This window comes from Candidatus Binataceae bacterium, from assembly GCA_035508495.1.
Lineage (GTDB): Bacteria > Desulfobacterota > Binatia > Binatales > Binataceae > JASHPB01.
In genome coordinates this window covers 33148-47881 of record DATJMX010000052.1, presented here as the reverse complement: position 1 = coordinate 47881, position 14734 = coordinate 33148, and the positions used below count along the sequence as shown (strand labels likewise).

The 14734-nt window shown below is 62.4% G+C and carries 17 protein-coding genes; 4 read left to right on the top strand and 13 right to left on the bottom strand.

What is annotated here, in order from left to right; all coding sequences use genetic code 11:
- Positions 1-8: 8 nt before the first annotated feature.
- The 9 genes from VMA09_16855 to VMA09_16815 all read right to left on the bottom strand — a co-directional run bounded on the left by VMA09_16855 (position 9) and on the right by VMA09_16815 (position 6057).
- Positions 9-326 carry an iron-sulfur cluster assembly accessory protein gene (locus VMA09_16855; protein HUA35281.1) on the bottom strand — a complete coding sequence of 106 codons (318 nt, stop codon included), beginning with the start codon at positions 324-326 and terminating at the stop codon, positions 9-11.
- 14 nt (positions 327-340) lie between these two features.
- Entirely contained in the window at positions 341-757 is a 417-nt protein-coding gene (gene iscU / locus VMA09_16850; protein ID HUA35280.1) for a Fe-S cluster assembly scaffold IscU, read from the bottom strand.
- A 24-nt stretch (positions 758-781) separates the two neighbouring features.
- Positions 782-1996 (bottom strand): IscS subfamily cysteine desulfurase, encoded by a 1215-nt coding sequence (locus VMA09_16845; protein ID HUA35279.1) that lies wholly within the window; start codon positions 1994-1996, stop codon positions 782-784.
- Positions 1997-2225: 229 nt separating this feature from the next.
- Positions 2226-3362, bottom strand: a complete 1137-nt coding sequence (locus VMA09_16840; GenBank protein ID HUA35278.1) for an ABC transporter permease — start codon at positions 3360-3362, stop codon at positions 2226-2228.
- Positions 3359-4030: a TetR family transcriptional regulator gene (locus tag VMA09_16835; GenBank protein HUA35277.1), complete on the bottom strand. Its 672-nt coding sequence runs from the start codon at positions 4028-4030 to the stop codon at positions 3359-3361. Before VMA09_16835 ends, VMA09_16840 begins: the two co-directional genes overlap by 4 nt.
- 97 nt (positions 4031-4127) lie before the next feature.
- Positions 4128-4439, bottom strand: a complete 312-nt coding sequence (locus VMA09_16830) for a hypothetical protein (GenBank protein ID HUA35276.1) — start codon at positions 4437-4439, stop codon at positions 4128-4130.
- 30 nt (positions 4440-4469) lie between these two features.
- Positions 4470-5402 carry a protein translocase subunit SecF gene (secF, locus tag VMA09_16825; protein HUA35275.1) on the bottom strand — a complete coding sequence of 311 codons (933 nt, stop codon included), beginning with the start codon at positions 5400-5402 and terminating at the stop codon, positions 4470-4472.
- A 50-nt stretch (positions 5403-5452) separates the two neighbouring features.
- On the bottom strand, positions 5453-5863 hold the full coding sequence (locus VMA09_16820) for a hypothetical protein (protein ID HUA35274.1): 411 nt from the start codon (positions 5861-5863) through the stop codon (positions 5453-5455).
- A 20-nt stretch (positions 5864-5883) separates the two neighbouring features.
- Positions 5884-6057: a hypothetical protein gene (locus VMA09_16815; GenBank protein HUA35273.1), complete on the bottom strand. Its 174-nt coding sequence runs from the start codon at positions 6055-6057 to the stop codon at positions 5884-5886.
- Between the two features lie 257 nt (positions 6058-6314).
- Here VMA09_16815 and VMA09_16810 point away from each other — a divergent pair, with 257 nt between their 5' ends.
- Together VMA09_16810 and VMA09_16805 are read left to right on the top strand one after the other, a co-directional pair.
- Positions 6315-7187 carry a tRNA (adenine-N1)-methyltransferase gene (locus VMA09_16810; protein HUA35272.1) on the top strand — a complete coding sequence of 291 codons (873 nt, stop codon included), beginning with the start codon at positions 6315-6317 and terminating at the stop codon, positions 7185-7187.
- 53 nt (positions 7188-7240) lie between these two features.
- Complete coding sequence (locus VMA09_16805; protein HUA35271.1) at positions 7241-8194, top strand: molybdopterin-dependent oxidoreductase; 954 nt, start codon at positions 7241-7243, stop codon at positions 8192-8194.
- Between the two features lie 4 nt (positions 8195-8198).
- On the opposite strand, the gene VMA09_16800 is transcribed toward VMA09_16805, so the two are convergent.
- Positions 8199-9557, bottom strand: coding sequence for a kelch repeat-containing protein (locus tag VMA09_16800; GenBank protein HUA35270.1), 1359 nt, complete (start codon positions 9555-9557; stop codon positions 8199-8201).
- A gap of 318 nt (positions 9558-9875) precedes the next feature.
- Between VMA09_16800 and VMA09_16795 the strand changes: the two genes are divergently transcribed.
- Both VMA09_16795 and VMA09_16790 read left to right on the top strand, forming a co-directional pair.
- Positions 9876-10658 (top strand): enoyl-CoA hydratase/isomerase family protein, encoded by a 783-nt coding sequence (locus VMA09_16795; GenBank protein ID HUA35269.1) that lies wholly within the window; start codon positions 9876-9878, stop codon positions 10656-10658.
- A 15-nt stretch (positions 10659-10673) separates the two neighbouring features.
- Positions 10674-11771 (top strand): SDR family oxidoreductase, encoded by a 1098-nt coding sequence (locus VMA09_16790; protein ID HUA35268.1) that lies wholly within the window; start codon positions 10674-10676, stop codon positions 11769-11771.
- A 351-nt stretch (positions 11772-12122) separates the two neighbouring features.
- On the opposite strand, the gene VMA09_16785 is transcribed toward VMA09_16790, so the two are convergent.
- The 3 genes from VMA09_16785 to VMA09_16775 all read right to left on the bottom strand — a co-directional run bounded on the left by VMA09_16785 (position 12123) and on the right by VMA09_16775 (position 14733).
- Positions 12123-12908: an SDR family oxidoreductase gene (locus tag VMA09_16785; GenBank protein ID HUA35267.1), complete on the bottom strand. Its 786-nt coding sequence runs from the start codon at positions 12906-12908 to the stop codon at positions 12123-12125.
- A 65-nt stretch (positions 12909-12973) separates the two neighbouring features.
- The gene (locus VMA09_16780; GenBank protein ID HUA35266.1) at positions 12974-14089 is read right to left on the bottom strand and encodes a substrate-binding domain-containing protein; all 1116 of its coding nucleotides are present in this window, start codon (positions 14087-14089) and stop codon (positions 12974-12976) included.
- Positions 14090-14133: 44 nt separating this feature from the next.
- The gene (locus tag VMA09_16775) at positions 14134-14733 is read right to left on the bottom strand and encodes a histidine phosphatase family protein (protein ID HUA35265.1); all 600 of its coding nucleotides are present in this window, start codon (positions 14731-14733) and stop codon (positions 14134-14136) included.
- Position 14734: the final 1 nt, after the last annotated feature.

Sequence of the window (14734 nt, the reverse complement as noted above, 5' to 3'; positions counted from 1 at the left end):
CATCGCCGCTACACGACGAACGATTCGCCGCATCCGCATGAGCGCTTGGCGTTGGGGTTGACGACCCGGAACCCGGCCGACATCAGCTCTTCGGCGTAGTCGAGCTCGGAACCGTTCAGATAGAGGAAGCTCTTCTTATCGACAATCAGCTTGGCGCCGTCGCGCTCGAAAATCTTGTCGCGCTCTTTGGCCGCGTCGATTTCCATCCGGTACTGAAGCCCGGAGCATCCGCCACCCACCACCTTCACGCGCAGTCCGGCGTCGTCGCCCTTTTCGGCAACGAGCTGCTTAATCTTGTGGACCGCGTTTTCTGACAGAGAGATCATCGCGCCTACCTGCTTTAGGCCTTGGCCTTTTCGGGCTCGGCTTCCACCACCTCACCCTTGCGCTTCTTCCAGTCGGTGATCGCAGCCTTGATCGCATCTTCGGCCAGCACCGAGCAATGGATCTTCACCGGGGGCAGGTTGAGTTCCTGCACGATGACGGTGTTCTTGATTGCCATCGCCTCGTCGATCTTCTTGCCTTTGACGAGCTCGGTGACGTAGCTCGAGCTTGCGATCGCGCTGCCGCAGCCAAAGGTCTTGAACTTCGCGTCTTCGATCACGCCGCTGTCGCTGATCTTGAGCTGCAGCTTCATCACGTCGCCGCATTCGGGCGCACCGACGACACCGGTGCCGACGTTGGGATCGTCCTTGGCGAACGAGCCGACGTTGCGCGGATTGTTATAGTGGTCGAGAACCTTATCCGAGTAAGCCATGATTCCTCCGCGATCGCGTCGCGCTTAAGACTTCCAGTTGACCGACTTGAGGTCGATCCCTTCCTTCGCCATCTCGTACAGCGGCGACATTTCGCGCAGCCGCTTCACTTCCCGAGATACGCGATCAGTTACGTACTCAACTTCCTCTTCGGTATTAAAGCGCCCGACGCCGAAGCGAATCGAGCTATGCGCCAGCTCGTCGTCGATACCGAGCGCACGAATCACGTAGGACGGTTCGAGCGTCGCCGACGTGCACGCCGAGCCGGAGCTCACCGCGACATCGTTGATTCCCATCAAGAGCGACTCGCCTTCGACATACGCAAAGCTGACGTTGAGGTTGCCAGGCAGCCGCTCCGTCGGATGGCCATTCAAATAGATTTCGTCGAGCCGCTCGAAGAGCCCCGCGCGCAGCTTGTCGCGCAGGTCGCGCATCCGCGCGATCTCCTCGGCCATTTCCTTGCCGGCGATCTCGCACGCCGCGCCGAATCCCACGATACCGGTGACGTTCAGCGTGCCCGAGCGCATCCCGCGCTCATGGCCGCCGCCATCGATAATCGGCGTGAGGCGCACGCGCGGTCCCTTCGAGCGCACCCATAGCGCGCCGCATCCCTTGGGGCCGTAAAGCTTATGCGCTGTCATCGCGAGCAGATCGACGCCCGCCTTTTCGGCATCAACGGGAATGTGGCCGATTGCCTGGACCGCATCGCAGTGGAAGATGACGCCCTTTTCCTTGGCGATCTTGCCGATCTCGGCCACGGGGTGAATCGTGCCGACCTCGTTGTTAGCCCACATGATCGAGATAAGGACGGTCTTATCGGTGATCGCGTTGCGCACGTCGTCGGGATTCACCATCCCGTACTTGTCAACCGGCAGATAAGTGACCGTCGCCTTGCCGGCACGCTCGAGCGCGCGGCAACTGTCGAGGACCGCCTTGTGCTCGGTGACGCACGTGATGATGTGGTTGCCTTTGTCCTTGTAGAACTCGACGACGCCCTTGATCGCGAGGTTGTCGGATTCGGTGGCGCCGCTCGTGAAAATGATTTCCTTCGACTTGCCACCGATGAGAGCAGCGATCTGGTCGCGGGCGCGACCGACGCCTTCCTCGGCTTCCCAGCCGAAGCTGTGATTACGGCTGGCGGCATTGCCGAACTTCTCGGTGAAGTAGGGGAGCATCGCTTCGAGCACACGGGGATCCATGCGCGTCGTAGCGTGATTGTCCATGTAAATCGGCGTCTTCAACATCGCGTCCTAAGCCACAGTCGGCCCCGAAGGGCTCGGGAAAATTAGTGGACCTCTCAGGTCAAGTATAGCCATGATAGGCCAGCAGTCAAACGAATACAGCCACCGCGCAGCATTAGTTAGAAATTCTGGACTCATTTAGTCGGCTAAAGGAATTATCCAGAAAACTCGGGCTGAATTCGATCCTTACCGAGCGGTCAGAATACACCGTCGATGCGCGCGCTTCAATTTATCCGACTGCGCGGAGCTCGTCGACGATATTGCGGCGGACGATGGCGATCGCCGGGATCAGAGCGCTTAACGCGCCGATCGAGAGCGCGACGAGGGTGGCATAGACGACGATCGACGGCGCCAGCCAGGAGAGCCCGATACCGCCGAAGAGGCGGGGCCCGGCGATACGCACCGAAATTTCCGCAAGCGCGATTCCGATAAAGCCAGCGATCACGGCAAGCACGATATTCTCGGCGACGAGCAGGAAGCCGACCGCGCGCGAGGTGAATCCGAGCGAGCGAATCAGGGCGACTTCGGCGCGCCGCTCGCGTATCGACATCGCGGCCGTGTTCGCAGCGACGAGCGTGATACTGACCAGGATGATCACCGCAAAGGCTTCCATCAGCTTCACGATCATTCGGAACATGTCGAGAATGTTGGACTGAAACGCGCCCTCGGTCTCGGTCTGGGTGGGCGCGGGCGAGTTGGCGAAGGTCTCGTCGATCGCGTGTGAAACGCGCTGCAGATTTTCGCGCCGATCGACCATCACCCAGAAGACATCGACGCGGCCGGTGCGTCCGACCGCCTCCTGCATGTAGTCGCGGCGCAGGAGCAGCATCGAAGCCATCGTGCCTTTGCCGAGTGTGCCGACAATCTTTACCGTCAGATTCACCGGGTACGCGGTACCGCGCAGCATGATCTGCTGGCCGAGATGGAAATTGAAGCGCTTCATCGTATCGAGCCCGGCGAGCGCCGCAATTCGCTCATGCTGGAAAGCTGCGACCTGGTCAGGGCTCACGCGCCAGTCGGGCCACACGCTCGGAACCGAGTCGGGATTTATCGCGACATTCGGAAACTGATCCTTGGCATCGTGATAGATGCCCATGAAGCCATTCCAGGAATCGACGCCTTCGACATGCGAGACCGCCGCGATCTTTGGCGCGTATGACTCCGGCATCGAGAAGGAGAGCCCGGCCTTGGCGTGGCATACGAGCCGGAGTGACGAGGCGCTCGATTTCAGAGCCAGCGCGAAGAACACCGGCAGAATCAGCACGCCGCAGAAGATAAAGATCGAAACGGCGATCGAAATGATCGTGAGAATGGTGCGCCGTCGATTGCGCTGCAGATTCCGCAATAGCAAATGAAAATACTTCATCGCGCGCGCACCCCCTTGATAGTCCTGCGCGAAGTTCGATCGAGCGCGCGGCGCAGCAAGGCCCGATCCTTTGCGAGCGACCAGATGAACTCCTTCAGCACTTCGAGCACCGCCGTCGAAGCGGCTCTGAAAACGTCGGGGGGCGCATTCATCCCGATCACGGCCAGACCGATCATCAGCGCCGCTTCGAAAGTCTGCGAGACGGCGAATTCGTCGAGTGGCAGACTCGAATAGGAGCTGCCGAACTTGAGCAGCTCGGCGTTCATCTTTGCGCCGCCTTCGGCGACGGCCTTGTGCAGCTTGGAATCTCTGCGTGCCGCGACCAAGATCTCGATCCACGCCGTGGCCATCCGGCCGTCAAAGAAATTCCAGGCGAGCTCGATCGCCGCGTCGTTCTGATCGACGCCGGCCGGCACGATACTGAAGGCCGCCGCAAAATCGGCAAGGCCCCGCTCGAAGAGATGGCTGATTGCGGCGTGTATGAGTTGCTCGCGATTACCGAAGTGATGAAGCTGCGCGCCGCGCGTGAGCCGCGCCCGGCGCGCGATCATCGTCGTCGTGGTGCGCGCGTAGCCGTGCTCGACAATACAGTCGATCGCAGCCTCGAGCAGGCGCTCGCGAGTAGTGGCACTGCGCTCAGCCTGTGTTTTACGCTTCCGCGCCGGCATGAAAACGAGCGTATCGCGCTAAAAACATACATGCAAGATTGCATGTAAGAAGCCGCTCTGAAATCCCTCTCCCGTGAAATAACGGGCGAGGGAGTTTTCAGAGCGGGCCACGATTTGTGCTGTCGAAGAGAAACTCGTGCAGGCGGCGTTCGGTGCGGATCGTTTTCAGTGCGGTCTCGCGGGTCATTTCGAAATCGCGCTCGATCCACTGGGCGAGGCGCTCGGCGAGTGCCTCGTCCGATGCGCTTGCGGCGAGCTCTGCGGCGACTCGGCATTTGAACGCGACGCGTTCGATGCCATCGGCGCGGTCGAGTGCGATCGTCAGCACGATCGCGTCGCCTGAGCGCTCCGTGGGCGCCGCGAGCTTCATCGCGTAAGCGCCGCGTCCCGTCTTTACCGTGATTGCCAAGTGTCGGCGGACGATACGCCCGCGAATTGCTCAGGCTGCGCGCGATGATACGGCGCCGACGCGGTGGCCGCTCTCCCAGAACAGCACCACCGGACCCGCGATGTAGATCGACGAATAGGTTCCCGTGATGAAGCCGACCAGCAGCGTGAACGCTGACGGCCGCAGGATCGGACCGCCGAAGGCGAGCAGCGCGATCAGCACCACGATGGCGGTGCCCGAGGTCAGGATCGTGCGCGACAGCGTTTCGTTGATGGCTCGGTTCATCGTGATCGCGATCGGCTCGCGGCGCCGCTTGGCGGAGTCCTCGCGGATTCGATCCGATACGATGATCGTGTCGTGCACCGAATAGCCGATAACCGTGAGCACCGCAGCCAGCGTCGTCAGATCAAATTGATACTGGCTCACGACCAGCGCGCCGACGACCACGAGCACGTCGTGGATCAAGGCCACGACCGCGCCCGCGCCGAAGCTCCAGCTCACGTGCCGGAACTGGATCGCGATATAGACGCCCATGAAGAGCGTCGCCACGATAACCGCGAGAAATCCCTTGCGCCTAAGATCGCTGCCGACCTTGGCGCCGACGCTCTCGACGCGAACCACCTTGGCCGCACCCTGGCCGTATTTTTGTCCCAGCGCCGACTCGAGCTTGGGCCCGATACTGCCGATGTTTTTGACCGCTTCGAAGCGGATCAGGAATGACTGTCCAGCTTTGCCGAAGTCCTGAACCGTGATTTCGCCGAGGCCCAGCGGTGCAAGCGCGCTCCTGATCGTGTCGCCGTTGGTCGTCTGTGTAAACTCGACCTGCGCGACGCTGCCGCCGACGAAATCGACGCCATAATTGAGGCCGCGGGTTAAGAGCAACACGATAGCGGTAATATTGATCACCGTCGAAAGCAGAACGAAAAAGTACCGCTTCCCGACGAAATCAAGATTAATGTCGGGGCGAATCAGCTGAAGAGACATCGGCCCTGTTGTTTATCTTTTCGCGGCTGGCGGCACAACCCTGAGCGGTTTCAGCTTGCCGCAGCTCGTTTGCGCGATGGTGCCGGGCGCGCCGGCGCCTGAGCCTCGCGCGCTGCCGCAGCAGCCGCGCTGGCCTTCAATTTGACGCAGGCGCCGCACAGGTTGTTGACGTTGGCCGGATCTTCTTCGAGGCCGTCGTCGAGCGAATGGCACACCTTCATGCACCCAGAGCATATGAAGTAGATACCCTCGATCGTCTTGTTGATCCGCTCGCGGTTCAGGATCCGGCCGCGAAGCTTCTCGATGCGGATACCCAGGAGGTCGGCGTACTGGCGCTTGATCTTGCGCCGGCCGGCTTCATCCTTGGGAAGATCCGCATCTTCTTCGCTCTCGTCGGTCATATCGCCGAACGAGGCGTACTTGTCGCGCTTGGAGGTCTTGCTCTTGCGCGCCCTGCCCATCTGCGAGACTCCTTGGCGGCTCAGCCGCGCACGCGGCCGACGAAGCCGCAGTTCTTTTCGCAGACCAGGAAGAATCCCTTGCGGCCGTAGCCGGCGAACAGCGTCACTTTGCTCTCACCGCCGCACTGCGGACAGCTATGCTTGATTTGAAGTCCCGCGTTCTTTTCTGCGGTCTTTGCTTTTTTCTCAGCCATGGCGATTCGCGTCCTGCCTGAAAGTTAATCTTCTGAAAATGTTACGGCGCATCTCGATTCGGTCTCGCGATGCGCCTGTCGCTTGACTATACCAGAAAATGATCCGCTGTGCGTAAACAATCCGCGCAGCAGCATCCATCAACGTAGGCGTCCAGCTCATATCCAGTCAATACTTATATCTAAGCACGACTCGCCAACGATGCTCGCGCGCCCGCGATGTTGCGCGGGGCCATCGATGCGTTTAAGCGTGGAGTATCTTGGATTCCCTCTTAAAACCTGCTGACGCCGTTATCTTCATCGATCGCAAAGCCCGCCGCTACCTCAAGATTCTCACGCCAGGGCGCAAGCTCCTGATTCGCGGCGAGCTCCTCGCCGACGACGTGATCGGCCTCGAGGAAGGCTCGCGCGTGAAGTTCAGCACCGGCGAGGCTTACCTGGTGCTGCGTCCGACCTATGCCGACCTTGTCCCGCTGCTGCCGCGCAAGGCGCAGGTGATCTATCCCAAGGATACGGGACCGCTCGTCGTGTGGGGTGACGTGTTCCCCGGTGCGACCGTGATCGAGGGCGGAGTCGGCGCCGGCGCGCTCACGATTGCGCTGCTGCGGGCGGCCGGCGATCGCGGCCGCGTCATCTCGTATGAGATTCGCGAAGACTTCGCCGCCGCGGCGCGGCGCAACGTCGCAACTTTCTTCGGCGAGGCTCCGACCTGGACGCTGAAGCGCCGCGACCTCTACGAAGGCTTCGATGAGCGCGGTGTCGATCGCATGTTCCTCGATCTCCCCGAGCCGGGACGCGCACTCGATGTCGCCGCGGAGGCGCTCCGCCCGGGCGGTGTGCTGGTCTGCTACGTGCCGACGACGGTCCAGCTCAAGGAGACTGTCGATGCGCTCCAGGCGCGCTCCGACTTTGGCGAGATCGAGAGCTTCGAGACGATGCTGCGGCATTGGCAGGTCAAAGGACTCAGCGTGCGGCCCCATTTCAGGATGATCGCGCATTCCGCGTTCATCATCGTCTCGCGACGGCTGGCGGACGGCGCTTCTCCAAAAGTCATCGAGCTGCCGATTCCCGAAGAGCCCACATCGGTCGAAGAGGAAACAGGCGAGGACGAACCCCCTGACGAGACCGCATGAAATCGCCGATATCGCGCCGCAGATTTCTCAGGCTGACGGGGCAAGCGGCCGCTGTGGCCACGTTTCCCTTCGCAAGTCGAATCGCGATCGCGTCGGACGCGCCGAAATACGGCGGCTTGACGCCGAACGATAAGTTCTACGTCACGACTTACGGTGCGACGCCGACGGTCGATCCCGCCGCGTGGCGGCTGCGCATCAAGGGCCTCGTCGCCAATCCGCTCGAGCTGAGCTACGCCAATATCCGCTCGCTCGCGGCTATCAACGAGACGCTGACGCTCGAATGTATCGGCAATCCTCCCGACGGCAGCTCGATCGGGAACGCAAAATGGACCGGCGTGAAACTCAGGCCGCTGCTCGATCGCGCGCGCGTCAGCTCCCGCGCCGTCTGGTGCTCGATGCGCGCGGCCGACGGTTACTACACGGGACTGCCCGCTGACGAGCTGATGCGCGATGAGAACTTTCTGCCTTACCTGATGAACGGCGCGCCGCTGCCACCCGAGCACGGTTTCCCCCTGCGCATCTTCATCCCGGGCAAATACGGGATGAAGCAGCCGAAATGGATCACCGAGATTGCGTTTCTCGATCACCAGGCGCCCGGCTATTGGGAAGCGCGCGGATGGACCAACAGCGCGTGGCGCAAGGTCAATTCGGGTTTCTTCGCGCCGCACGTCGAGGGCGGCATGACGGCGATGTTCGAGCATAAGCCGCGCGTCGTTACACCGATGGTTATCTGGGGATGGGCACTGGCAGGTCCGTCAGGCGTTCGCCGCGTGCAGCTCTCGACCGACGACGGTGCGACATGGCGCGACGCACAGCTCGTCCGCAACCAATCGCCGTACGTGTGGACGCTGTGGAAGTACCGCTTCAATCCGCCCACGCCTGGCGACTACATGCTCCGTGTCAAAGCGACCGACGGCAAGGGCGTGTCTCAGCCTGCGACCGATCCGCAAACTGGCAGCGGCATGGGCGGCCAGGCGCGGATCGCGCTGGAAGTCGTTAAGGCTTGAACAGTTATTGCAGGAGCGTTGCGCTCTGCAGAGCGCGGGCGCGATTCATATTTGACGTGACGCGGAAGGTCGATGTTGCCGGATCGAAGATTTCGGCGCTGCTGAGCGGCCGTCCCGCCGCATCAGTACTCCTGCCGCCCCATCCTCCCGCGAGCAGGATCTGACCTTTGAGCTTGCCCGAATTGAAAAGCGTCGCGCTCTGACCGGCGCGTGCAAAGCTCATCGCGGGGTTGCATTGCGTGGTATCGCTGTTGAACCCGCCGATACACGAGAACTGGGTCGATGCCGGATCGAAAATCTCGGCCGAGTCGCTGATCGATCCCGATGCGCCCGACAGCGTTCCAGCCGCCATCGCAACCGAACCGTCGAAGCCTCCCGCCAGCAGCACGCGGCCATCGGGCAACAGCGTCGCGGTGTGAAGTGCGCGCGCTTCATTCATAAAGGTACGCAGCAGCAGGAACTGCCCCGAGGCGGAATCGTAAATTTCCGCAGAGCTGTCCTTGAGGAAGAGACCGGTGCCGCCGCCGCCTCCCGCGATCAACACGCTGCCCGCCATCGGTCCAAAGGTGAACAGCGTGGCCGTATGACCCGCGCGCGCGTGATCCATCGCGGCCGCCTGGACGAACGTGTCGCTCAGCGGATCATACAGGTCCGCCGAATTGGTCGTGCCGCCGGAAAGGTCGGTGACGCCCCCCGCGACCAGCACCTTGCCGCCAGGCAGCAGTGTCGCGGTGTGAAACGCGCGCCGATCGCTCATCGCCGTGACGATCCCGCTGAACTTGCCGCTCGCAGGATCGTAAAGCTCGGCGCTGTCGAGAACGTTGCCGCGATTGTCGATTCCGCCTGCGACCAGGACCTTGCCGCTTTGCAGCGTGGTCGCGGTGTAGCCGGCGCGAGGCGCGATCGTGAGGCCGGTTGCGACGAACTTGCCCGCCGCGGGACTGAAGACATCGGCACTCGGCACGACGCTGCCCGAAAGCGTGAGCGAGAAATCATTGATCATCGCCGTGCCGCTGAAGCCTCCCGCCAGCAGCACCTTGCCTCCAGCCAATACCGCCGCCGCCGAGCCAGCCCGACCATCAGTTAGTGCGCCAGTGATCAGGAATTTGCCCGTCGCAGGATCGAAGAATTCCGCCGGCGCGAGGCTCTGGTCGAGCCGCCCGACGCCGCCGGCGATCAGCACGTCGCCCGCCACGGGCACAGCGGGATCGGACGAACTGACGGGATTGTCTGAATATGCAGGATCGTTCGAGCCGGGACTCGCAGGATTGATGCAGCCCTGCGCCGCGATCGCACAACTGATCGCTAGCAACGCAAGGGCCGGTTTCAGGATTCGGCTCCGCAGGAAACAGATTGCGCGCACGATGCTCCTCTCAATCAGAAAGTCTACCCAAAGCGCACAGCCGGTCCTAGACGCGTTTCTCACCGCGATCAGCTTCCCGCCGGACACTGGTAATGCCGTCGCGCTCTGTTCCCACCAATCGATTCGCTGCGCTCTGGTTCCCCTTCCCGTGCGGGAAGGGGTCAGGGGTTAGGTCGTTTTCTGAATTTCTGGACTATTGCAGAGGAGACACCGGACCTGCCGTCTTCCCTTCCCGCGCGGGAAGGCAGATTCGATCGGCTGACGCGTTGCGCTGATTTTGCGGTTGCGAATCGCGTGCGGGTTTGATTTTACAGAGCCATGACGCAATCCAGATATGGTGATGTATCGGTAGCGATCGAAAACAATGTCGGCCAGGTCGAGATTCATCGGCCGCCGCATAACTTTTTCGACGTCGAGTTGATCCGCAATCTCGCTGACGCGTTCAACGCGCTCGACGAGGATCCCGCCTGCCGCGCAAGCGTGCTTTCGGCGGAGGGCAAATCGTTTTGCGCGGGCGCCAACTTCGCCAATCGCGAGCCGACCGGCGCGCGCTCGGGCGAGAACACCAACCCTCTGTATTCCGAAGGCGTGCGGCTCTTCTCGTGCAAGAAGCCGTTCATCGCGGCGGTCCAGGGCGCGGCGATTGGCGGTGGACTCGGACTCGCCCTCGTCGCCGATTTTCGCGTCGCGACTCCCGAAGCGCGCTTCGCCGCGAACTTCGTGAAGATCGGAATCCATCCCGGCTTCGGCCTGACGTATGTTCTGCCGCGTCTCATCGGACAGCAGAAAGCGAACCTGCTGTTCCTGACGGGTCGCCGAATAAACGGTCAAGAGGCATACCAGTGGGGCCTTGCGGACATGCTGGTCGAGCCCGACCGTCTGCGCGCCGCGGCGACCGAGCTTGCCGCCGAGATCGCCGAGAACGCTCCGCTCGCGATCATGTCCACACGCGCGACGATGCGCCACGGCCTCGCCGAAGCGGTGAAGAAGCAGACCGATCACGAGAACATCGAGCAGATGCGCCTGATGAAGACCGAGGACCACCGCGAGGGCGTCAAGGCCGTCGGTGAGCGGCGTCCCGGCAAGTTCGTCGGCAGGTAGAATCACGATCGCGCGATGGCGAAGAAGAAAATCCTGATCGCGGGCGCGTCGGGCCTCGTCGGTTACGGCGCCGTTCGCCATTTCGCTTCGCTGCCGCAATGGGAGGTCGTCGCGATATCGCGGCGGCCGCCGATCGAATCGGGTCGCGTCAAGTTCATCTCGGTCGATCTGATGGACGAGCGGAAATGCGCCGAGACTTTCGCCGCGATGTCCGACGTGACGCATCTCGCCTACGCCGCGCTCTTCGAGAAGCCCGACACCGGGTTGATCAAGGGATGGCGCGAGCGCGATCAGATGGAGACCAACCTCGCGATGCTGCGCAATCTGTTCGAGCCGCTCGCCAAATCGGCGCGCGGCCTCGAGCACGTCTCGCTGCTGCAGGGCACCAAGGCCTACGGCGCACACATCGGACCGATCTCGATCCCGGCGCGCGAGCGCAACCCGCGTCATCAGCACGAGAACTTCTACTGGCTGCAGGAGGACTACCTGCGCGGCAAGCAGTCGGGCCAACGCTGGAGCTGGACGATCCTGCGTCCACAGATTGTCATCGGCGAGGCGATCGGCGGCAATCTGAATGTCATCCCGGCGATTGGGGTATATGCCGCGCTGCGCAAGGAAGCCGGACTGCCACTGGCGTTCCCAGGTGGCAAATGCGGGATCGCCGAGACTATCGATGCGGACCTGCTCGCGCGCTCGATGGAGTGGGCGGCGACGAGCGAATCGTGCCGCAACGAGATTTTCAACATCACCAACGGCGACGTCTTCGTGTGGACCGAAGTGTGGCCGACGATCGCTGACGCGCTCGGCATGAAAGCCGGCGCGCCGCAACCAATGTCCCTGCGCGACGAAATGCCAAGGCATCAATCGGAATGGGCAGCGATCGTGCGCAAATACAATCTCCGCGCCCCCGCTGATCTCAAAGCCTACGTGGGCGGCTCATTCGAATTCGCCGATGCAGTATTCGGATACGGCGCCAGCATCTTCCCGCCGGCCTCGCTCGTGAGCACGATCAAAGCCCGCCAAGCCGGCTTTCACGACTGCATCGACACCGAAGACATGTTCCGCAAATGGTTCGCGAAAGCGCAGACCGACCGCATGCTCCCGCCGCGCTGACGATCCGCCCCACAATCACTATTCATACTTGAGTGGTGGGCGTACGGTATTTTCGACGCTCCAGCATTAACCAAATCAGGCACGTCGCTTTGCTCGCGTATTTAGATACCAATATCTTCGATCATTTGATCAAGAAAAAGTTCGGTGTAACGGAGGCGACTGAGCAATGGCTACGCGAGGCTATTTCTTCGGCCAGCGTGACGATTGTAGCCAGTCACATCAAATATTCGAGAGACGCTTGCCGCACTTGACAATTCTCCTGAAGTCGCGAGCGGCCTCGTTCGCGGCTTCCGCCCTTGGCGTCAGCCGCGGGAGAGGCTGTTGGCAGGCTGTTCAGCGAAGCTGAAAAGGCTAGACCGAGCGCATCGAGCCGCCGTCAATTCTTATCATTGAGCCCGTTACGTAGGACGCGAGCGGGCTTGCGAGGAAGGCGACCACGGCGCCGAATTCTTCGGGGGTGCCGAGGCGGCCTACCGGGATCATCTCCGCCGTGCGTTTAAGCAATTCCTCGACGGGAACGTTGCGGCGCTCGGCCTGGGCGCGATTCACCTGCATGATTCGATCTGTCGCGAGTACTCCCGGTAACAGCGTGTTAACCGTGATGCCGTCGCGGCCGACTTCGCCGGCCAGCGTCTTGGCCCATCCGACGACCGCGCTGCGCAGCGAATTCGATAATCCCAGTACCGGAATCGGCTCGACCACACTCGACGATGCGATGTTCAGGATGCGGCCCCATTTCTTTGCGCGCATGTCGGGCAGAATCAGATCCGTTACACGCACGATCGAGAGCACCATCGCTTTGAACTGGCTCTCCCAGAGCTCGGGCGCAACTCCAGCCGCACCTGAGGGAGGCGGTCCGCCTGAATTGTTCAGCAGGATATCGATCGGACCGAGCTGAGCCCGCGCCGCGCCGACCGCGGCTTCGACCGTCGGCCAATCGGACATGTCACCGACGATTCCGACCGCGCGGCCACCGCGTGCGTTGATTTCGGCCACTGCTTTGTCGAGCGCTTCCTTGCCGCGCGACACTATCGCGACCGCAACGCCTTCCGCCGCGAGCGCGTCGGCCACGCCGCGCCCGAGTCCCTTGCTGCCGCCGAATACGAGAGCGGTTTTGCCCGCGAGCTTCAGATCCATCGACACAACCTCGACCGAATAATCGTTTCGCCTCGATGGTAATAGCGCAATTTGAAACCGCGAGCCTAGCTGACAGAGCCCACGATGCGGCCCATCTCGCGCGTGTCGTAGGCGCAGAGTTCGGCGACCTGGCGCGCGAAGCGGGCAGAGTTCAGCGCCTCGAGCATCGCCTTGACCGCGACCGATTCCATCTCGCGCTCGGGAATCGCAAGGTCGTAACGCTCCTCGCGCATCGGGATGAAGCCGAGGCCGAATGCCTGCGCGGCGACGCGAATCGATACGCCGGCATTGGCGTATCCTTCGGCGATCGCGGCTGCGACTTCGAGATGTCCCGGCAGCTCATGCTCGTAGCCCGCGACCTTGCGCGAATCGATCTTCGCTTCGGCGAGCGCTTCATCGAGAGCGATCCGCGCGCCCGAGCCTGCCTCGCGGTTGGCGAGCCGGATTTTGGGGCGGCCGAGATCGGCGAAGCCGCGGATGCCGAGCGGATTGCCGGCCGCTGTTGCGAGCCCCAGCTCCCAGCGCGCGAAATTGACGACGATCGCCGGACGGCGGCCGAGCGCGCGCCTGACCGCTGCGAGATTATATTCGCCGCTGCGTGCATCGCGCAGATGAAGTCCAGCGGCGTGCGCGCGCCCCTTCGCAAGTGCATCGAGCGCACTCTGGCTCGATCCACCGAGCGCAACCAGCGTTATCGGATGGCGCCGACGCGCGATCCAGTCGGCGAGAATTGCTACTGCCGGATCGCATCCCGCGACCATCAGCGTCGAATCGATCTCGAGCGGCGAGACAAACGATTCTATCGACGCGCGCCCGCCTTTGAGCGACTCGACGATCCCGCCCGCGGGCGTCAGCGCGAGCGTCGCGGGCCGAATCGGCGTCGCGACGACGCGGCCGGCGACGCGCGCGAGCGACACGCGACTCTTCACGGGCGCCGCATCGGTCAGCGTCGCTTGCAGACTCGCTCCCGGTTCGGTGCCGAACAGACTTTCGACTGTTTCGCCGAGCTCGCGCGCGATCTTGAGCGCAGCTTCCACCCCCGGCATGTAGGTGCCGGTTTCGATCGCACCCAGCGCCTGGCGCGAAATTCCGGCGCTGCGCGCGAGCTTCACCTGCGAGATACCGTGCGCAACGCGCGCACGGCGAATCTTGTCTCCGGCGCCGGCGAGTTTCGATCGCATGAGGTAATTATGATGGCAGGCTGGGCGAGATTGAAGCAGCCAAATCAGCCGCCGGATTCGTGGGCCGGTTCGCCGTGAATGATTTCGGGATGTCGGTAACGGCCGCCGTCGTGTTCGATGACAATGATTCCGCAATTCGGCGGCACGTGAGCCTTGTCCCAGTTGCCGGTCGCATGCGCCCACAGGCATCGCATTACACCGCCGTGGCTCACGATCACGACTTCGTCCGCCGCGAAGCGCTTCGCATACTCGTCGAGCAGGGGACCCGTGCGCGCGAGCACGTCGATGTGGCTCTCGCCGCCGGGCGGCCGCCAGAGCCAGGATCGCGTCGCGTCGAAAGTGGGATCCTCGCGAACGAGGTCGTAGGACTTGCCCGCGAGCTCGCCGAGATTCTGCTCGCGGAAGCCGTGCTCGAGCTCGATCGGAACGCCGAGCGCCTCGGCGATGATGCGTCCGGTTTGGTGCGCGCGCCGATACGTGCTCGCGACAACGAGTCGCGGCCGGAACTTGATCCTGATTTTGAGCGCCGCTTCCTCGGCCTGGCGGCGGCCGAGATCGGTGATCGGCGTTTCGGCCGTCATCGTGAAGCGGCGCATCGCGTTGCCTTCGCTCTGGCCGTGGCGGACGAGGATTAGCTTGCCCATC